General features: G+C 41.8%; 14 protein-coding genes and 1 pseudogene. 2 read left to right on the forward strand and 13 right to left on the reverse strand.

The window, feature by feature from the left end; translation table 11 throughout:
- Window positions 1-26: 26 nt before the first annotated feature.
- Both HMPREF2701_RS02725 and HMPREF2701_RS02730 read right to left on the reverse strand, forming a co-directional pair.
- Window positions 27-503, reverse strand: coding sequence for a PTS sugar transporter subunit IIB (locus HMPREF2701_RS02725; protein WP_000156971.1), 477 nt, complete (start codon window positions 501-503; stop codon window positions 27-29).
- Window positions 500-2,287: a glycoside hydrolase family 35 protein gene (locus tag HMPREF2701_RS02730; RefSeq protein ID WP_061590438.1), complete on the reverse strand. Its 1,788-nt coding sequence runs from the start codon at window positions 2,285-2,287 to the stop codon at window positions 500-502. Before HMPREF2701_RS02730 ends, HMPREF2701_RS02725 begins: the two co-directional genes overlap by 4 nt.
- A 319-nt stretch (window positions 2,288-2,606) precedes the next feature.
- Here HMPREF2701_RS02730 and HMPREF2701_RS02735 point away from each other — a divergent pair, with 319 nt between their 5' ends.
- On the forward strand, window positions 2,607-3,323 hold the full coding sequence (locus HMPREF2701_RS02735; protein WP_031237756.1) for a GntR family transcriptional regulator: 717 nt from the start codon (window positions 2,607-2,609) through the stop codon (window positions 3,321-3,323).
- Window positions 3,324-3,637: 314 nt separating this feature from the next.
- The gene (strH, locus tag HMPREF2701_RS02740; RefSeq protein WP_061590453.1) at window positions 3,638-7,837 is read left to right on the forward strand and encodes an LPXTG-anchored beta-N-acetylhexosaminidase StrH; all 4,200 of its coding nucleotides are present in this window, start codon (window positions 3,638-3,640) and stop codon (window positions 7,835-7,837) included.
- Window positions 7,838-7,891: 54 nt separating this feature from the next.
- Here strH and purB read toward each other — a convergent pair whose 3' ends face one another.
- The 11 genes and pseudogenes from purB to purF form a co-directional block, all read right to left on the reverse strand.
- Window positions 7,892-9,190, reverse strand: a complete 1,299-nt coding sequence (gene purB, locus HMPREF2701_RS02745; protein WP_061590439.1) for an adenylosuccinate lyase — start codon at window positions 9,188-9,190, stop codon at window positions 7,892-7,894.
- A gap of 221 nt (window positions 9,191-9,411) precedes the next feature.
- Window positions 9,412-10,875, reverse strand: a complete 1,464-nt coding sequence (locus tag HMPREF2701_RS02750) for an ATP-binding protein (protein ID WP_148130508.1) — start codon at window positions 10,873-10,875, stop codon at window positions 9,412-9,414.
- Window positions 10,829-11,944: a 5-(carboxyamino)imidazole ribonucleotide synthase gene (gene purK / locus HMPREF2701_RS02755; protein WP_061590441.1), complete on the reverse strand. Its 1,116-nt coding sequence runs from the start codon at window positions 11,942-11,944 to the stop codon at window positions 10,829-10,831. Before purK ends, HMPREF2701_RS02750 begins: the two co-directional genes overlap by 47 nt.
- Window positions 11,931-12,419, reverse strand: a complete 489-nt coding sequence (gene purE / locus HMPREF2701_RS02760; RefSeq protein WP_049486711.1) for a 5-(carboxyamino)imidazole ribonucleotide mutase — start codon at window positions 12,417-12,419, stop codon at window positions 11,931-11,933. The genes purK and purE overlap by 14 nt, the downstream gene beginning before the upstream one ends.
- Before the next feature lie 29 nt (window positions 12,420-12,448).
- Window positions 12,449-12,565, reverse strand: a pseudogene (locus HMPREF2701_RS11425) (phosphoribosylaminoimidazole carboxylase).
- Between the two features lie 61 nt (window positions 12,566-12,626).
- Window positions 12,627-13,892 (reverse strand): phosphoribosylamine--glycine ligase, encoded by a 1,266-nt coding sequence (gene purD / locus HMPREF2701_RS02765; protein WP_049486710.1) that lies wholly within the window; start codon window positions 13,890-13,892, stop codon window positions 12,627-12,629.
- A gap of 136 nt (window positions 13,893-14,028) precedes the next feature.
- Window positions 14,029-14,784, reverse strand: a complete 756-nt coding sequence (locus HMPREF2701_RS02770) for a hypothetical protein (RefSeq protein WP_049486709.1) — start codon at window positions 14,782-14,784, stop codon at window positions 14,029-14,031.
- Window positions 14,785-14,854: 70 nt separating this feature from the next.
- On the reverse strand, window positions 14,855-16,402 hold the full coding sequence (purH, locus tag HMPREF2701_RS02775; protein WP_070482052.1) for a bifunctional phosphoribosylaminoimidazolecarboxamide formyltransferase/IMP cyclohydrolase: 1,548 nt from the start codon (window positions 16,400-16,402) through the stop codon (window positions 14,855-14,857).
- A 200-nt stretch (window positions 16,403-16,602) separates the two neighbouring features.
- On the reverse strand, window positions 16,603-17,148 hold the full coding sequence (gene purN, locus HMPREF2701_RS02780; RefSeq protein ID WP_045606531.1) for a phosphoribosylglycinamide formyltransferase: 546 nt from the start codon (window positions 17,146-17,148) through the stop codon (window positions 16,603-16,605).
- Complete coding sequence (gene purM / locus HMPREF2701_RS02785) at window positions 17,145-18,167, reverse strand: phosphoribosylformylglycinamidine cyclo-ligase (protein WP_070482044.1); 1,023 nt, start codon at window positions 18,165-18,167, stop codon at window positions 17,145-17,147. Before purM ends, purN begins: the two co-directional genes overlap by 4 nt.
- Window positions 18,168-18,384: 217 nt before the next feature.
- Window positions 18,385-19,827, reverse strand: coding sequence for an amidophosphoribosyltransferase (purF, locus tag HMPREF2701_RS02790; RefSeq protein ID WP_061590444.1), 1,443 nt, complete (start codon window positions 19,825-19,827; stop codon window positions 18,385-18,387).
- Between the last annotated feature and the right edge of the window lie 58 nt (window positions 19,828-19,885).

Consider the following 19,885-nt stretch of genomic DNA (forward strand, 5'->3'; position numbering starts at 1 on the left):
AACAATGACCTCCTAAAAATTTTTTCCTATTTTAATAAGCTCAAAAAGTCTGAAACTGGATCATTTGGAACCATTTGAGCAGTAAGTTTAACACCTTTTTCTGCCAGTTTGTGGAAGTCTTCCACATCCTTGTCCACTACGTTGATAGAACGTGTGATGGCGCGAGTTTCTGGTGTTTGAGACATATTCCCAACATTAAGGGTTTCAAGTGGTACACCTGCTTCTACCAAACCAAGGAAACGGTCTGGTTTACGAGCCACGATAAAGAGACGTTGGCTATCGTATTTACCAGCAAGAATATTGGCTGCCGCTTTCTCAATTGGCAAAATACTCAATTTCACACCTGGTGGTGTCGCTAATTTCAAACCACTCTTTTCAACGTCGTTGTTGACAACTTCGTCATCCACAACCATAATACGTGAAACATTTAGTTTTCCAGCCCAAAGATTGGCTACTTGTCCGTGGATCAAACGTCCATCGATACGGCATCCTACAATTGTCATAAATTTTCCCCCTTTATGTGTTTTAGTGTAGGTTTACGAGTTAAATAAATCTCTTCTTTATATTCACCTTCTGTTTCAAAGATAATGATGCGGTTAGCACCTTCCTTTAGATAGCTATGAGGAATATAAAGCGAGAGGGTTGGGCCGACGTTCCAAAAACGTCCTAGGTTCTGCCCATTGACAAAGGCAACTCCCTTACCAAACTCAGACAAGTCTAGGTAAGTATCTTTTGGCTCTTGGACTGTAAAGTCATAAGCATAAAAGGCTGGTTGTCCTTCTGTCCATCCTTTTGAAAAATCAATTTTCTCAGGATTGTCTAGTGGGAGTGGATAGTGTTTCCAGTTTAGTAAGAAGTGTAAATCCTTACAAACCCCTGTCCGAATTCCCTTACGTTGCGTATCTGCTAAGAACTTGTGTCCATAGTTGACACGCCCCATATTTTCTACCAAGATATCTAACCTGGATAGCGCTTTCTTTTTACCTTGATAAAAAATATCTTCCCCAATCTCTGTCTGATATTGGGTTTCGACCCACTGACCATCGACATAAAGCTGAGCTCTATCTCGACCGTCAATGATACGAAGTCTTTCTTCTTCTGCATCCCAGTTTGTTTCTGTTCGATAGAGTAGATAGCCATAGCTTTGTCCCAACTCCTCCATCTTTTTAGGATAGAGGCTTTCTACTGGACTTGACAAGCTATCCAAGGTTTCAAACAAGGAAACTTTTTCAACTAGTGGAATAGCATCCAACTCCATACTCTCTTTGTAGAGTGGTTCCAGCTGCGGATACTCTGGAAAATGTGTTGCCATCATCTTCTTGACTGCCAGATATTTGGCAGTTGGATTTCCTTCCTCATCTAGAAGGGCATCATAATCATAAGATGTAACTTGTGGTAGGTCCAAAGTCCCTCGAGCTGAGCAACCATTCATGAAGCCAAAGTTTGTACCACCGTGGAACATATAAAGATTGATGGAGCCTTGTTCCAAAACCTCTCGAACAGCTTCTGCCAATTCTTTGGGATCCCGTGTGATAATCGGTTCCTTCCAACGATTGAACCAGCCATCCCAGAACTCCATACACATGAGTGGCCATTTCTTGCCATGTTCATCAAAGAATTCCTGCATCTGTGAAAAATTGTACGGAGCTTTAGAACCAAAGTTTCCTGTTACAAAGAGGTCATCTTCGATTAAGGTTCCAGCTTTCAGAGTAGCTCTCCATGGACCATCTGATGTAAAGAGAGGACAGGTTACGCCACGCTCTTCCATCAACTGTCGAATTGCTCTCAGGTAAGCCTTATCTTCTCCATAAGAACCATACTCATTTTCAACCTGCATCATAAGGATATTGCCACTATTGTCCAACAAATGTGGAACCAATCGTGACAAGAGCTGGTCATAGTAGCGACCGACAGCTTCAATATAAGCAGGATCTGAGGAACGAAGCCTCATATTCTTGGTTAAAAGCCAAGCTGGTAAGCCACCGAATTCCCACTCCGCACAGATAAAGGGAGAGGGACGAACGATAGCGTAAAGACCCAAATCTTGCGCTGTCTGGAGAAATCGCTCCAAATCCAGAGCTCCTTCAAAGTGAAATTCACCCTCACGAGGCTCGTGTAAATTCCAAGCTACATAAGTCTCTACTGTATTAAAACCAAGAGCCTTCAAGTTATAGAGCGAATGATACCAATCTTCTGGAGGAACCCTAAAATAATGAATGGCGCCAGATAAAATCTTAAATGATTTTCCATCGAGATAAAAATCATCCCGTATCTCAAATCGTGTCATATTCTTACCTTCTGACAACTAAAGTTTACGCTTTCATTTGTTGATATAGTAAATATATCTCAATATCCTGCATTTGTCAATAGGTTTTCACAATTTTTTTCATTTTTCACTAAATTTTACACAAAAAACTTATAAAAATCTTGTAATCTATAGTCATAACAACATTTTGGCACCATGTATAAAAATGTAGGTTTTTCTATTTATTCCTATGTAAATTAACCTTATAGCCTATTATTCTAATTTTTTTATTCAAAAGGCTACTATTCTTTCCAGTTTTATGGTAAAATCTTTAACGGAGAAGGAAAATCGAGGTGAAAATATGGCAATTCCAAAGTATCAATATATTAAAGATGAGTTAAAGAACAAAATCATTTCTGGTCAATTTGCTAGTGGAGATAAATTCTACACTGAAGCTGAATTGATTGCAATGTATGATGTTAGTTCTATCACAGTTGTTCGCGCCTTAAACGACCTTGCCAAGGATGGCTATATTGTCCGCCAACAGGGAAAGGGTACATTCGTTTCACGCGCACGCAAACACAAACTCGTAGAGTTTTCAGATGTAGAAGTTTTTGAAACTAAAGATGATAAAGTTACCGTCCTTTCTATTGAGCGTGGAAACAAACTAAGCTACTTAGAAAAACTTGGACTACGCGGAGATCAGTTCTACTACAAGATTGAACGCGTACGCGAAACAGGTGGTGTTGTCTACATCTACCATACATCTTACATTCCAGAACAATACATCAACGCAAATTATCCAAATCTTGAATATTATAGCTCTATCTATAACCGTTTCAAATTGGATTACCACATTCACATGAATGATGAACATTTTGAAGAAATCAATGAAATAGCATTTCCAACTCCAGAACATGCGGCTTCGGTCCTCGGAGTCGATGAACAATTCCCAACCGTTTTACAAACCAAGACTACTAAACTAGAGTCTACTGGTCAAGTTCTCGCTTACAGCGAAACATATAAACGAGCGGATTACTACAAAATCAAATTCATTTCATGTGACCGTGATCACTAAGAAGAAAGCCTAAGCCTTGCTTGGGCTTTTTCTATGCTTATTATACCATACCAAAAAGGTAGCGCTTACCTATTTTTGGAAGATTCTATAATTTGTGGAGTATTTTATAGAAATAGAACCAAAAAGATTCTACTAGATATATATATGTATCTTTTCCGACCAATCTGAAATCTTAAGTTTAAATTTTATATTTTTTTATACTTATTATAGTTTTTTGTCATCTCCTCTTGACTCTCGTTAATATAAGAAATAAAATAAAGGTGTTGATTTATGTAAACGCTATCAATATAACAATGCAATCAGGAGGTTTTGCAATGAAACATGAAAAACAACAGCGTTTTTCTATTCGTAAATACGCTGTAGGAGCAGCTTCTGTTCTAATTGGATTCGCCTTCCAAGCACAGACTGTTACAGCCGATGGAGTTACTCCTACTACTACAGAAAACCAACCGACCATCCATACGGTTTCTGATTCCCCTCAATCATCCGAAAATCGGACTGAGGAAACACCTAAAGCAGAGCTTCAACCAGAAGCTCCAAAAACTGTAGAAACAGAAATTCCAGCTGCTGATAAGGTAGCTAGTCTTCCAAAAACAGAAGAAAAACCACAAGAGGAAGTTAGTTCAACTCCTAGTGATAAAGAAGAAGTGGTAACTCCAACTTCTGCTGAAAAAGAAACTGCTAATAAAAAGGCAGAAGAAGCTAGCCCTAAGAAAGAGGCTGATTCTAAAGAGTCAAATACTGACAAGACTGACAAGGATAAACCAGCTAAAAAAGATGTAGCGAAAGCAGAGGCTGACAAACCGGCAACAGAGGCAGGAAAGGAACGTGCTACAACTGTAAATGAAAAACTAGCTAAAAAGAAAATTGTTTCTATTGATGCTGGACGTAAATATTTCTCACCAGAACAACTCAAGGAAATCATTGACAAAGCGAAACATTATGGCTACACTGATTTACACCTATTAGTTGGAAATGATGGACTCCGCTTCATGTTGGACGATATGAGCATCACAGCTAACGGCAAGACCTATGCCAGTGACGATGTCAAACGTGCCATTGAAAAAGGTACAAATGATTATTACAACGATCCAAACGGCAATCACTTAACAGAAAGTCAAATGACAGATTTGATTAACTATGCCAAAGATAAAGGTATCGGTCTCATTCCAACAGTAAATAGTCCTGGTCACATGGATGCAATCCTCAATGCCATGAAAGAATTGGGAATCCAAAACCCTAACTTTAACTATTTTGGGAAGGAATCAGCCCGTACTGTCGATCTTGACAACGAACAAGCAGTCGCTTTTACAAAAGCCCTTATCGATAAATATGCTGCTTATTTCGCGAAAAAGACTGAAATCTTCAACATCGGACTGGATGAATATGCCAATGATGCAACAAACGCTAAAGGTTGGAGCGTTCTTCAAGCTGATAAATACTATCCAAACGAAGGCTACCCTGTAAAAGGCTATGAAAAATTTATTGCCTACGCCAATGACCTAGCTCGTATTGTAAAATCGCACGGTCTAAAACCAATGGCTTTCAATGATGGTATCTACTACAATAGTGATACTAGCTTCGGAACGTTTGACAAAGATATCATCGTTTCAATGTGGACTGGTGGTTGGGGAGGTTACGACGTCGCTTCTTCTAAACTTCTAGTAGAAAAAGGTCACCAAATCCTAAACACTAACGATGCTTGGTACTATGTTCTTGGGCGAAATGCAGATGGCCAAGGTTGGTACAACCTTGATCAAGGCTTAAACGGTATCAAGAACACTCCAATCACTTCAGTACCAAAATCCGACGGAGCAACTATTCCATTCATCGGTGGTATGGTAGCTGCGTGGGCCGACACTCCATCTGCACGTTATTCACCGTCACGCCTCTTCAAACTCATGCGTCAATTCGCAAATTCTAACGCTGAATACTTCGCAGCTGATTATGAGTCTGCAAAAAAAGCACTTAACGAGGTACCAAAAGACCTTAACCGTTATACTGCAGAAAGCGTCGCAGCGGTTAACGAAGCGGCAAAAGTCATCCGTTCACTTGATAGCAACCTCAGCCGTGCCCAACAAGACACGATTGACCAAGCAATTGCAAAACTTCAAGAAGCAGTCAGCAATTTGACCTTCACACCAGAAGCTCAAAAAGAAGAAGAAGCTAAACGTGAGGTTGAAAAACTTGCCAAAAACAAGGTAATCTCAATCGATGCTGGACGCAAATACTTTACTCTTGACCAACTCAAACACATCGTAGATAAGGCCAGTGAGCTCGGATATTCTGATGTTCATCTCCTTCTAGGAAATGACGGACTTCGCTTCCTACTCGATGATATGACCATTACTGCCAACGGAAAAACCTATGCTAGTGATGACGTTAAAAAAGCTATTATCGAAGGAACTAAAGCTTACTACGACGATCCAAACGGCACTGCACTAACACAGGCAGAAGTGACAGAACTAATTGAATACGCTAAATCTAAGGGCATCGGTCTCATCCCAGCTATTAACAGTCCAGGTCACATGGATGCTATGCTGGTTGCCATGGAAAAATTGGGTATTAAAAATCCTCAAGCCCACTTTGACAAAGTCTCCAAAACAACTATGGACTTGAGAAACGAAGAAGCGATGAACTTTGTAAAAGCCCTCATCGGTAAATACATGGACTTCTTTGCAGGAAAAACAAAGATTTTCAACTTTGGTACTGACGAATACGCTAACGATGCGACTAGTGCCCAAGGCTGGTACTACCTCAAATGGTATCAACTCTATGGCAAGTTTGCCGAATATGCCAACACCCTTGCTGCTATGGCTAAGGAAAGAGGGCTTCAACCAATGGCCTTCAACGATGGCTTCTACTATGAGGACAAGGACGATGTTCAGTTTGACAAAGATGTCTTGATTTCTTACTGGTCTAAAGGCTGGTGGGGCTACAACCTCGCATCACCTCAATACCTAGCAAGCAAGGGTTATAAGTTCTTGAATACCAACGGTGACTGGTACTACATTCTCGGTCAAAAACCAGAAGATGGTGGTGGTTTCCTCAAAAAAGCTATTGAGAATACTGGAAAAACACCATTCAATCAACTAGCTTCTACCAAATATCCTGAAGTAGACCTTCCAACAGTCGGAAGTATGCTTGCTATCTGGGCAGATAGACCAAGCGCTGAGTACAAGGAGGAAGAAATCTTTGAACTTATGACTGCCTTTGCAGACCACAACAAAGACTACTTCCGTGCTAATTATAATGCTCTCCGCGAAGAATTAGCTAAAATTCCTACAAACTTAGACGGATATAGCACAGAAAGTCTTGAGGCCCTTGACGCAGCTAAAACAGCTCTAAATTACAACCTCAACCGTAATAAACAAGCTGAGCTTGACACACTTGTAGCCAACCTAAAAGCCGCTCGCTTAGGTCTTAAACCAGCTGCAACTCATTCAGGAAGCCTGGATGAAAATGAAGTGGCTGCCAATGTTGAAACCAGTCCAGAACTCATCACAAGAACTGAAGAAATTCCATTTGAAGTTATCAAGAAAGAAAATCCTAACCTCCCAGCTGGTCAGGAAAATATTATTACAGCAGGAGTCAAAGGTGAACGAACTCATTACATCTCTGTACTCACTGAAAATGGAAAAACAACAGAAACAGTCCTTGATAGCCAGGTAACCAAAGAAGTTGTAAACCAAGTGGTTGAAGTCGGCGCTCCTGTAACTCACAAGGGTGATGAAAGTGGTCTTGCACCAACTACTGAGGTAAAATCTAGACTAGATGTTCAAGAGGAAGAAATTCCATTTACCACAGTGACTCGTGAAAATCCACTCTTACTCAAAGGAAAAACACAAGTCATTACTAAGGGCGTCAATGGACATCGTAGCAACTTCTACTCTGTGAGCACTGTTGATGGCAAGGAAGTGAAAACACTTGTAGATAGTCTTGTAACCAAAGAAGCAGTTACTCAAATTGTTGAAGTCGGAACCCTTGTAACACATGTAGGTGATGAACATGATCTTGCTCCAGTTGCAGAAACAAAACCTAGACTTGATATCCAAGAAGAAGAAATTCCATTTACCACAGTGACTCGTGAAAATCCACTCTTGCTCAAAGGAAAAGCACAAGTCATTACTAAAGGTGTCAACGGTCGCCGTACAAACTTCTACTCTGTGAGCACTTCTGCCGATGGTAAGGAAGTGAAAGCACTTGTAAATAGTGTCGTAGCACAGGAAGCTGTTACTCAAATAGTCGAAGTCGGAACTATGGTAACACATGTAGGCGATGAAAACGGACAAGCCGCTATTGCTGAAGAAAAACCAAAACTAGAAATCCCAAGCCAACCAGCTCCATCAACTGCTCCTGCTGAGGAAAGCAAAGCTCTTCCTCAAGGTCCAGCTCCTGTGGCAACAGAGAAAAAACTTCCTGAAACAGGAAGTCACGATTCTGCAGGACTAGTAGTCGCAGGACTCATGGCCTCACTAGCAGCCTATGGACTCACTAAAAGAAAAGAAGACTAAGTCTTTTCGATAAAAAATAAACAGCGAGATTGAAGCTCGCTGTTTATTTTTTAATTAATCACCCAGTCCAAGACGTTCAAAGATATCATCCACTCGTTTAGTGTAATAAAGAGGGTTGAAGATTTCATCGATTTCTTCTTGAGTCAGACGTGAGGTTACTTCTGAATCTGCTTCAAGAAGTGGTTTAAAATCTACTTGGTTGTCCCAAGAGTAGGCTGTTTTTGGTTGCACCAAGTCATAGGCTTGCTCACGGGTCATCCCTTTTTCAATCAAGGTCAACATGGCACGTTGGCTAAAGATAAGACCAAAGGTTGAGTTCATGTTGCGGATCATATTTTCTGGGAAGACTGTCAAATTCTTGACAATATTTCCGAAACGGTTAAGCATATAGTCGATCAAGATGGTCGTATCTGGTGTGATGATACGCTCAGCTGATGAGTGAGAGATGTCACGCTCATGCCAGAGAGCCACGTTTTCATAAGCCGTAATCATGTGACCACGGATAACACGCGCAAGACCAGTCATGTTTTCAGAACCGATAGGGTTGCGTTTGTGAGGCATTGCTGAAGACCCTTTTTGTCCCTTGGCAAAAAACTCTTCCACTTCGCGTTGTTCAGATTTTTGCAAACCACGAATCTCGGTCGCCATGCGTTCGATGGAAGTCGCAATGCTAGCAAGAACTGCAAAATACTCAGCGTGGAGGTCACGAGGAAGCACCTGTGTAGAGATTTCTTGAGCACGGATACCAAGCTTGTCGCAGACATATTGCTCTACGAATGGTGGGATGTTGGCAAAGTTCCCAACCGCACCAGAAATCTTACCAGCTTCTACACCAGCAGCCGCATGCTCGAAACGCTCGATATTGCGCTTCATTTCGCTGTACCAAGTCGCCAATTTAAGACCAAAGGTTGTAGGCTCAGCATGCACACCGTGGGTACGCCCCATCATGATGGTGAACTTGTGTTCTTTCGCTTTGTCAGCGATGATGTTGGTGAAGTTTTCAAGGTCACGACGGATGATGTCGTTGGCCTGCTTGTAGAGGTAACCGTAGGCCGTATCCACCACGTCGGTAGAAGTCAAGCCATAGTGAACCCACTTACGCTCTTCGCCAAGCGTCTCAGAAACCGCACGTGTGAAGGCAACCACATCGTGGCGCGTCTCCTGCTCAATCTCCAAAATACGGTCGATGTCAAAGTCCGCTTTCTCGCGAATCAAAGCCACATCTTCCTTAGGGATTTCCCCCAACTCAGCCCATGCCTCGTCAGCCAAGATTTCCACCTCAAGCCATGCACGGTATTTATTTTCTTCAGTCCAAATGTTCGCCATTTCAGGGCGAGAGTAACGGTCAATCATAATTTAAGATACCAAGGACAACCAGAAAGTGACTGCATTTTAGGAAACCAACAACGGACGCTTGCGTCCTAGGAGGTTTATCTAAATTCCGAGCTTTCCGCCCAGGTTCAGTTCTGCATACTAGATGCCCATTTCCTTTCTATTTATTCATATTAATAATACTCTTGGCGCTAGTTAATAATGTAAAATTCAAAAATACTGTTAAATTTTGTAAACTAGCTCTAAAGTTTTTTTGTCATTTCCATCAATCTTTCTGAATAAATTACATTATTCGTTCCACGGTAACTATTATCATGGTGTGGGCTATTAGAATAATTCATTACTAATTTTAAATCGGTTAATAGCGGCTTCAACCTAAACATTTCTCTGTACTTACCATTTTCTTCTGAAGCTTCGATAAATTTTATATAACTATTTAGCCACACTTCCTTAGAGTTATATTTATAATATTTTATTCTAAATATTCCTTCAAGAGTTACTCTTAGCGTCGAATAAACCAACCTATCATGATACTCATCTCTTGAACCATTCATAACATAATCATTCAATATCTCCAAATTCTTCACAAAAGGCGATAAATTAACTGTATAGAAATCCACTTCTCTTATGACAACATTATTGCCTGTATTATACAATTCAATAGTAGTAGTCTCCTCTTTTTTTCCTAATTTAACTAAACGTTCATATATCTCTTCCCCAAATAGAGAATCATGCGTCAATAGAATAAATTGTGAGACCTTCTGACTAGCAGATGTTAAAAGTTGTATAGTGACATCTTTCCTAGTTATGTCAAAACTTGTAAAAGGGTCATCCACCACTACATTTAAATTATTGCTAATTGGAACCAAATCAAGTTTTGCTAAAAAAGAACATACTGCTATTGCATTTTTATTTCCCTCACTTAAAATATAGTCAAAAGAAGTCAAACTTCTAGTGTCCAAAGTTCCCTGATAATCATTAATATTAAGACTAAATATTATTGAAAATGCTTTTTGTCCGCTAACTTCTCTAAAGTAGACTAATTTAGTCTCATTTATATAGAGGCCCATCATATAATTTCCAAGATATTCATTGACCTTATTCTTAAATTTTTCAACAAAGTTTTCAAAAGAATGAAATAATGGCCCATTTTCACGTTCAATTTTTGATAATTCTTCTTTTAATTTTTGTAACTTATCTAATCTTTTTAATTTTTCAAGCCCTCTCCTTTTAATTGAGTATATATCAGAATTTATTTTAATATAACGTGATAAAATCTTCATTAAATTATTATGATTTCCAAAAATGCTTTTCATTTCATTTTCTGTAAATCTAAAACAATAATTGTTTTTTTCAGAATAGAAATTATTAAATACTATGGTTGGATTGTTCAATAAATCAAAATTATAATGCCATTTATGATCTGAAAAAGCAATATATTCCGTTTCCCCTTTGGTTGTTTTTAAATCAGTCGCAAGTTTGATAAGCGTTCTACCATTAGAACCAAATCTTTTTTTCTTATATATTATGTCCACATTGTTTTCCATCAAAGACTGAAAAATCAATGAAAATGTTGTTTTCCCAGAACCATTTGGCGCAAATATTATTGTGTTTTTTTTTAATTGAATATCTCTTATAGATTCAAATGTTCCGTAATTATCAATACATTTTATACTTGTAAACATTAAAATCAATCCCTTTCCCAAACTCCTCTACCTCATCCGGTACATCACTAAACAAAGTCACATGCCCCATCTTACGATTGTGCTTCGCTTCTATTTTACCATACATATGGAGGTGGGCGCTTGGATTTTCTGTGACATATTTTTCAGCGGCCTCGACGTGTTGGCCGAGAACATTGAGCATAACGGCTGGGGCATGCAGTTTAATTGCTGGTAATGGTGCTCCGAGAACACCCAAGATATGGGTGTCAAATTGTGAGAAGTCGCAGGCTTCAATTGAATAATGCCCAGAGTTGTGTGGACGTGGCGCAATTTCATTGACAATGATGTCATCAGCAGTCGCAAACATTTCCACACAGAGAGTTCCAGACAAGTTGAGTTGTTCTGCGATTCGCACTGCCATTGTTTTGGCTTTCTCAGCTAGACTATCAGAAATGCGAGCTGGCACGATGGTCTTAGACAGGATATTGTTGCGGTGAATATTTTCCTGAACTGGGAAAACTGTCACATCCTTGCCATTTCCTGACACGATGACAGAAATCTCAAGGTCAAAATTGACAAATTCTTCCAAAACACAGTCTGCTGAATCAGCCAGCACATAGGCTTCTGCTAAATCTTCTGCTGAGCGAATGACCTTTTGCCCATGCCCATCATAGCCACCAGTTGCAGTCTTGAGGACATAGTTTTTCGACAGGTCGATATCTGCCAAGTCTTGGCTAGAAGTCACGACCTTGTAGGGTGCCACAGTGACTTGAGCCTTGTTTGCGAGAAAGTCCTTTTCAAAGATGCGATTTTGCGAAATGCGGAGTAGGTCTGTCCCTTGAGGGAGTTGCCCATCCTTGATGACAGCATCCAGCCCATCAGCATCGACATTCTCAAATTCATAGGTGAGGACATTACAACGCTCAGCCAACTGACGGAGGGCGTCCACATCATTATAAGGAGCCACGATGATTTCCGCCACGCGAGAAGCTGGACAATCCGCAGCAGGATCCAGCGCGATAACCTTGTGGCCCATGTAGATAGCAGAAATAGCCATCATCTGACCCAGCTGACCGCCACCGATAATTCCGATTGTTTTAGATGAGTTCATTGGTAGACTCCTCTGCAATTTTTCCTTGTTCTTCTGCGAAATCTGCCAAAGCTGTCGCAATAGCCTGATCCTCTACTGATAGGAGACGGAGGGCAAAGAGAGCTGCATTGGTAGCACCTGCTTCACCAATAGCCATGGTTGCGACTGGTACTCCACCTGGCATCTGTACGATAGAGTAGAGCGAGTCCACGCCACTAAGAGCACGTGATTTGACAGGCACCCCGATGACAGGAAGAGTTGTTTTTGCTGCTACCATTCCTGGCAAATGGGCTGCGCCTCCAGCACCTGCGATGATGACCTTGATACCGCGACTACGTGCTTCCTCCGCATGTCTAAACATGAGATCTGGAGTACGGTGGGCAGAGACAACCTTCTTTTCGTAGGCTACACCGAAACGGTCTAGGACTTCGGCAGCTTTTTGCATGGTTGCCCAGTCAGATTTTGAGCCCATGATAATGGAAATTACGGGTTTCATTTCTTCTCCTTTTTCCTGTTTTTCAACAATCACATTAGGTTGTGAGGGACGGTAGCAGCCACCAAAGGTATCTCATGCCTAAATTGGAAGCCCAAGGTCTTCTAATTTCCCTGAACGATTGGATTGTCATCCAATCGTTCTTTCACAACGGCGGAGATTGTTCTATATTAGCTCGCTTTCGCTCGCCATTGACAAATTTAGTATCTGTTAATCTTTTATCGCCTTACTTCCGATATCTGTTCGGTAAAAGAGGCCTTCTGTGTTTTGTTTGTTAAGTTCGCTGTAGATGGTATCTTGAGTTTCTTTGACAGTTTCTGCTGTGGTGACGAGCATATAGACACGTCCGCCGTTTGAAAGCAGTGCTCTGCTATTTTCCGCAAACTTAGCCCCTGCATAATAGGTGATAATGTCGCCTTCTGTCTTGGCTGGCAACTTGACACCTTTTTCATAGTCTAACGGATAACCGTTGGATGCGACAACCACACCCAGAGTCACACCCTTGTCCGTCCAGATGATGTTTGGCTCCTTGCCATCGAGGATATCCGTAATATTTTGTGCAAAGTCAGATGTTAAACGAGGCAAGATGATTTGCGTTTCAGGATCTCCGAAGCGAGCATTAAACTCGATGACCTTAGGTCCATCAGCTGTCAAGATAAGCCCTGCGTAAAGAACTCCCAGATAAGGGCGACCTTCTTTAATCATCCCTTCGAGGACTGGCTTGACAATCGTGTCAACCGCTGTATCAACCACACTCTGTGGCAAGTGTGGAACTGGCGCATAGGCACCCATACCACCCGTGTTAGGACCCTTGTCGCCATCGTATGCACGTTTGTGGTCCTGAGCTGTCGGCATGATGTAGAACTTATTGCCATTGACAAAGGCAAAGAGAGAGAACTCCTCCCCATCAAGAAATTCCTCGATAACCACACGCGCACCTGAGTCACCGAATTTATTGTCCAAGAGTATCTCATGAGCGGCTTCGACCGCTTGATCAACCGTCTCAGCAACGACGACGCCTTTCCCGAGCGCCAATCCGTCCGCTTTGACGACGATAGGCGCTCCCTGCTTTTCGATGTAGGCCTTGGCCTCCTCGAAATCTGAAAATGTACCATAGGTTGCTGTCGGAACGTCGTATTTGACCATGATTTCCTTAGCAAAATCCTTGGACCACTCCAGCTCAGCTGCCAATCTTGTCGGACCAAAGGCTTTGAGACCAGCTGCATGGAAATCATCCACGATACCAGCCGCAAGGGCGTCATCTGGCCCGATAAATGACCAAGCAATATCATTGGCTTGTACAAACTCAATCAATTTAGAATGTTCGGAAATGGAGATATTTACCAATTCCAAACCATCCAGAGTCATCCCGTCATTCCCAGGAGCAACAAAAACCTTTTCTACCTCTTTTGACTCAAGCAACTTCTTAGCAATCGCATGTTCACGACCACCCGAACCGACAACAAGCAGTTTCATTCTTCAACCTCTTTTGCGAATTATTTACTAATATTATACCATAATCGTTCGTTTTAATCTTGTTTCGTTTCACTTTTAAAGCAAAAAAAGGAAAGAAACTGTTTTCTTCCCTCTTTTTCTTAATGTCTAAAATGTCTCACTCCGTTATATATTCCTCTTTCAACACTTTAGTAATGTTCGGTTCCAATAAATTAACAAAATACCTTTTCAAATTTAAAATATTATCAACCTGTTTTTTATCTAACCTAAAAGAACGACCAGTTTGAGGTTCCTTTAATGTACGTAATAGATCTTTGCCAGTTGGCCATACTAGTTTTCTTGCCTGTGGTTGAAAAGGGGTTACTCCCGTCCCTGGCATTATTCCCTCAATAAATCCATTTGAATTTGCTGTACTTGAACTTTTATTTATCAATGTGACAGTAGCAAATCCTAACGAAACTTCGCCAAATACAACAATAATGAAAGGGCGAATATCATACTCTGATTCACTGTTAGAATAATAATTAAGCTCCTTTTCAATCCCATATTTATACTTGTTGTTTTTAAAAATATTTTGTTTTAGTTTAACCACTGTTAAATCATCATCATTTAACGAATGCTCTTTACTATTAAATTCTATCAGACTGTCATTCTTTGAAAAAATCATAAATACATCTGGATTTGATCCAAATTCTCCTTCGAATGCTATCGAAGAGAAGGCATAAAAACCATGCTTGTAATCACCTCTAAGTTTCCATGACATAGTACTTTGACCAACCAAAGGAAAATGTATATTTTCAATTCTGCTTTTTCTGATATATCTTCTTTTATTGATAGCATTTATTAATTCTCCAAAATCTGGACTAATTCCAATGGTTGGCCCAGATAACGACATCCCTATATTTAATGACATCTTAACTTCTCCATTCTATTGATTTACCTAATTATATAAAGATACCAGATTCTTGTATAATCCTCATTTTTTAATGTCTAAAATGTCTCACGCCTGTAAAGACCATGGTCAAGCCATATTTATCCGCAGCTTCGATGGACTCTTGGTCACGGACCGATCCACCTGGCTGGATGATAGCCTTGATACCTGCTTTAGCGATTTCTTCCACGTTATCTGCAAATGGGAAGAAGGCATCGGAAGCAAGCACAGCGCCGTCAAGGCGGTCTTTGGCTTGGTCAATGGCGATGCGAACAGAAGCTACACGGTTAGTTTGCCCTGGGCCAACGCCAAGCGTCATATGATCGTTGGTTATGATGATTCCGTTTGATTTCACATACTTGATGGCTTTCCAAGCGAACTCAAGGGCAGTAGCCTCTGTCTCCGTTGGTTGGCGTTTGGTCACCACTTGCCAGTCAGCTGGGCTTTCCTTGACCACGTCTTGGTTTTGTACCAGAAGTCCACCAACCACGCCTGTGTATTCTACTTCCACTTCACTAGCCTCTTGAGCATCAAATGGCAAGGCAAGGATACGCAAGTTTTTCTTTTTGTTGGTCAAAATGGCTAGCGCTTCATCCGTATAGCTTGGTGCAATGATAATTTCAAGGAATACACCATGCATCTTCTCAGCTGTCGCAGCATCTACCTCACGGTTAAGAACGACAATCCCACCAAAGATAGAAACTGGGTCAGACTCATAAGCGTAGTCCCAAGCAGTCTCGATGTCATCAGCCTGACCGATTCCACATGTGTTCATGTGTTTGAGAGCCACAACAGTTGGACGGTCTTTGAAATCACGGATAATACGAATGGCAGCGTCAGCATCGCGGATATTGTTGAATGACAATTCTTTCCCGTTGAGCTGTTTCGCTGAAGCAATCGAGTAGTCTGTTGGCAAAGCTTTTTGGTAGAAATCCGCGTCTTGTTGAGGGTTCTCACCGTAACGCATAGCTTGTTTGAGGTCATAGGTCAAAGTGAGCTTTTCAGGTTTGCTTTCCCCCACTTGAGCTGTGAAATACTCTGCAATCAAGGCGTCATAAGCCGCTGTATGACGGAAAACCTTGGCTGCCAAACGTTGGCGGGTTTCGTAAGTCGTTTCGCCGTTGGCTGACAACTCGTTAAGCACCACATCATAGTCAACAGGGTCTACAACAACTGTTACGCTGGCATGATTCTTCGCTGCCGAGCGAAGCATAGATGGCCCACCGATATCGATGTTCTCCACCGCATCAGCATAAGTCACGTCTGGTTTGAGAATCGTTTCTTTAAAGGGATAGAGATTGACCACCACAAGGTCAATCAATTCAATCTTATTATCTTTAGCCGCTTCTAGGTGGCTATCCAAGTCGCGCCGAGCAAGGAGCCCACCGTGGATATTTGGATGGAGGGTCTTGACACGACCGTCCATCATCTCTGGAAAACCAGTCACATCATCGATAGCAATGATGTCCACACCAGCAGTATCAAGGGCAACCTTAGTTCCACCAGTCGAGATAATCTCCCAACCAAGTTTTTTAAGTTCTTGGGCAAATTCAACAATGCCCGCTTTGTCTGAGACGCTGATTAAGGCGCGTTTAGTCATGTTTTTTCCTTTCATTTTCAAACTCTCTACCTACGAATTTTTCGATTCATAAAGTGTAGGGAGACGATTACCAAGACTCCCAAAATTACTGTCAGTAAAAATCTCCCCCAATAGGGAATCTCTGGGAACAAAAAATTTACTAGTAAACGTAGAATGATTACCAAGGTAATCAAGGCAAGTGTTTCCAACCATTTTTTCATTTACTTGTCCAACAATTCTCTAATAACTTCCGGATACAACTTGTACTCTGCTTCATGAATCCGTTCTTCAAAACTGTCAATGGTATCATCAGCTAGTCGCGGTACACGGACTTGTTTGATGATCTTACCAGTGTCCACACCAGAATCTACCCAGTGAATGGTCACACCAGACTGATCCACGTCAGCATTCCAAGCATCCTCAATCCCATGAGCTCCTGGAAATTCTGGCAAGTAGGCTGGATGAATGTTGATAATCCTGCCTTCATAAGCTGCCAGTAAAGTAGGCCCAACAATTTTCATGTAGCCTGCTAGACAAACCCAGTCAATCTGGTGCTCTTCCAAGAGTTCGACAAGGGCTGCTTCGTAGTCTGCCTTGTTGTCAAACTCCTTGAGTTCAAAAGCATAGGACAGAACGCCGAGCTTGTCTGCACGTTCGAGCACATAGGCGTCACGATGGTCTGAAAAGACAAACTCCACTGAAAACTGTTCGGCAATCACCTGAAAATTTGAGCCATTACCAGAGGCAAAAACCGCTATTTTTTTCATTTGATGATGACACTTTCGTTTTCTTTCTTGACGATGCGACCAATTTCATAGACTGGTTCATCCAACAATTCCTTGACACGACTTACATTTTCAGGGCTAACTGCCAACATGAGTCCCACACCCATATTGAAGATTTCAAACATTTCTTCATGCTTGATTTGGCCGTATTTTTCAAGGGCTTTGAAAATTGGTAAAACTGGAACCTTGTCTTCTTCAATCTCAGCAGCCAAGTCAGCTGCAAACATGCGAGGGACATTTTCGATGAAGCCGCCACCTGTGATGTGGGCAATACCGTTGACCAACTCTTCTTTGATGAGCGGCAAGACAGCCTTGACATAGATACGAGTCGGCTCAAGAAGAACTTCTTTGAGTTTCTTGCCCTCCAATTCTGGTAAGACTTCCTCACCTGTATAGTCCGCAAAGACACGACGAACGAGTGAGTAACCATTTGAGTGAATACCACTTGAAGCAAGTCCAAGAATCACATCACCTTCAGCTACTTTTGAACCGTCTATGATTTGAGATTTTTCAGCCACACCAACTGCAAAACCAGCCAGATCGTAGTCATCTGCGCCATACATACCAGGCATTTCAGCAGTTTCTCCACCGATGAGGGCAGCTCCTGCCTGCACACAACCTTCTGCCACACCAGCAACCACTTGTTCTAGCTTAGCTGGTTCATTCTTCCCTGTCGCTACGTAGTCAAGGAAATAGAGGGGCTCCGCACCTGCAGCAATGATATCGTTGACACACATGGCCACACAGTCCTGACCGATGGTATCGTGCTTGTCGTACTTGATAGCCAGCATGAGCTTGGTTCCGACACCATCAGTTCCTGAAATCAAGACAGGTTCTTTAACCCCAGTCTTTGAAAGGTCAAACATACCACCAAAGCCACCCAGAGCTCCCATGACACCTGCACGCTCCGTACGAGCCACGTGCTTTTTAATCCGTTCAACAACTTCATAACCCGCTTCAACATCCACACCAGATTGAGCGTACGCATTTTTATTTGCCATTTTATTTTTCCTTTTCTTTTTTTGGGAAAGACTGCGACGTATTTTTAGATAAACAATTATTTTATCTAAAAATACTAGTCAGGGCTCTAGCTTTGATCCTATAGGACAAAGCGTCTACTGACAAATGCTTTAGCTTTTAGTCAGTAGTGAGACGTGAAGCATAAGCATTTTTATTTGCCATTTTATTTTTCCTTTTCTTTAATGGAGGATCTATTGTCTATTTGTAAAAACTGGTCTTTTCTTCCAAACTTCTACGATAGTCTTCCTCATAGTCGTAGAGAGGTGTCGGGTAGTCACCGTCAAAGTAAGCGACACAAAGACCACCATTCGGCGCATCTGTTTCAATACCAATCGAATCAATCAAACCTTCAATAGAAAGATAGGTCAGACTGTCCGCACCAATGATTTGACGCGTTTCTTCAACCGTATGATTGGCTGCAATCAGCTCCTGACGGGTCTGGATATCAATCCCGTAGAAGCATGGATAAGCTAGCGCTGGACTACCAATAGCAACGTGAACCTCAGTTGCACCCGCTTCTTTCAAGAGCTGAACGATACGACGAGAGGTTGTTCCACGTACAATAGAGTCATCAATCATAACAACACGCTTGCCTTTGACAACACCAGAAACTGCAGACAATTTCATCCGCACCCCTTGCTCCCGCAATTCTTGAGTCGGTTGAATAAAGGTCCGTTGCGTGTATTGGTTCTTGATGAGGCCCATTTCATTTGGTAGTCCGGATTCTTCCGCAAATCCCATAGCCGCGCTGAGGGAAGAATTGGGCACACCTACCACAATATCTGCCTCATGCTTGAATTCACGCGCCAATTGGGCACCCATACGTTTACGAGCCGTATGGACATTGACACCATGAATATTAGAATCAGGGCGGGCAAAATAGATATACTCCATAGAACAGATTGCTAGCTGAGTATCATCTGTATAGCTATCATACTGGATTCCCTTGTCATCAATGATCACAATCTCACCTGGCTTCAAATCACGAATCCACTCTGCACCAATAACCTCAAAAGCACAGGTTTCAGAGGAAACAACCACCGCTCCGTTGGCCATTTTCCCGATAGAAAGCGGACGGAAACCATTGGGGTCAAGGGCAGCAATCAACTTGTCCTCAAACAGCAAGATATAGGCAAAACCACCTTTGACAAGGCTGAGCGCTTCCTTGATTTTGCCCATCAAGTTCGGATTGTGACTCCGACGAATGAGGTGAGCCAAGATTTCCGAGTCCGAAGTCGCGCTGAAAATCGCTCCTCTTTGTTCCAGTTCTTTCTTGAGAGAGGCTGCATTGGTCAGATTCCCATTATGAGCCAAGCCAAACTGCATATCGTGAAAACGGAAGAGGAAGGGCTGAATGTTATCTACAGAAGCTTCGCCAGCAGTCGCGTAACGCACATGCCCAATCGCACCAGTTCCTGTCAATTTATCTAAGTTAGCAGGATTTCTGAAGACTTCTGATAGAAGACCCATATCGCGATGCCGCTTTAGTTTCCCTTTGTCATTGGAGAGGATTCCTGCCCCCTCCTGACCACGGTGCTGAAGACTATGGAGACCAAAATAGGTCAATTTCGCAGCATCTGGATGTCCCCAGATACCGAAAACACCGCATTCTTCATTAAGAGATTTTACTTCGTATGTCATTTTTTATACCTAATTTTTATTTGTGTAGCACCAAGAGCTAAATCTACATGACTTTTAC

The sequence above is a fragment of the Streptococcus sp. HMSC077D04 genome, assembly GCF_001808785.1.
GTDB lineage: Bacteria > Bacillota > Bacilli > Lactobacillales > Streptococcaceae > Streptococcus > Streptococcus mitis_BX.

Coding starts and splice junctions, on each gene's coding strand:
- purF (WP_061590444.1), bottom strand. CDS start 19,827: ATGACATACGAAGTAAAATCTCTTAATGAAGAATGCGGTGTTTTCGGT.
- purK (WP_061590441.1), bottom strand. CDS start 11,944: ATGAACTCATCTAAAACAATCGGAATTATCGGTGGCGGTCAGCTGGGT.
- purH (WP_070482052.1), bottom strand. CDS start 16,402: ATGACTAAACGCGCCTTAATCAGCGTCTCAGACAAAGCGGGCATTGTT.
- purE (WP_049486711.1), bottom strand. CDS start 12,419: ATGAAACCCGTAATTTCCATTATCATGGGCTCAAAATCTGACTGGGCA.
- HMPREF2701_RS02730 (WP_061590438.1), bottom strand. CDS start 2,287: ATGACACGATTTGAGATACGGGATGATTTTTATCTCGATGGAAAATCA.
- purN (WP_045606531.1), bottom strand. CDS start 17,148: ATGAAAAAAATAGCGGTTTTTGCCTCTGGTAATGGCTCAAATTTTCAG.
- HMPREF2701_RS02735 (WP_031237756.1), top strand. CDS start 2,607: ATGGCAATTCCAAAGTATCAATATATTAAAGATGAGTTAAAGAACAAA.
- strH (WP_061590453.1), top strand. CDS start 3,638: ATGAAACATGAAAAACAACAGCGTTTTTCTATTCGTAAATACGCTGTA.
- purB (WP_061590439.1), bottom strand. CDS start 9,190: ATGATTGACCGTTACTCTCGCCCTGAAATGGCGAACATTTGGACTGAA.
- HMPREF2701_RS02725 (WP_000156971.1), bottom strand. CDS start 503: ATGACAATTGTAGGATGCCGTATCGATGGACGTTTGATCCACGGACAA.
- HMPREF2701_RS02770 (WP_049486709.1), bottom strand. CDS start 14,784: ATGTCATTAAATATAGGGATGTCGTTATCTGGGCCAACCATTGGAATT.
- purM (WP_070482044.1), bottom strand. CDS start 18,167: ATGGCAAATAAAAATGCGTACGCTCAATCTGGTGTGGATGTTGAAGCG.
- purD (WP_049486710.1), bottom strand. CDS start 13,892: ATGAAACTGCTTGTTGTCGGTTCGGGTGGTCGTGAACATGCGATTGCT.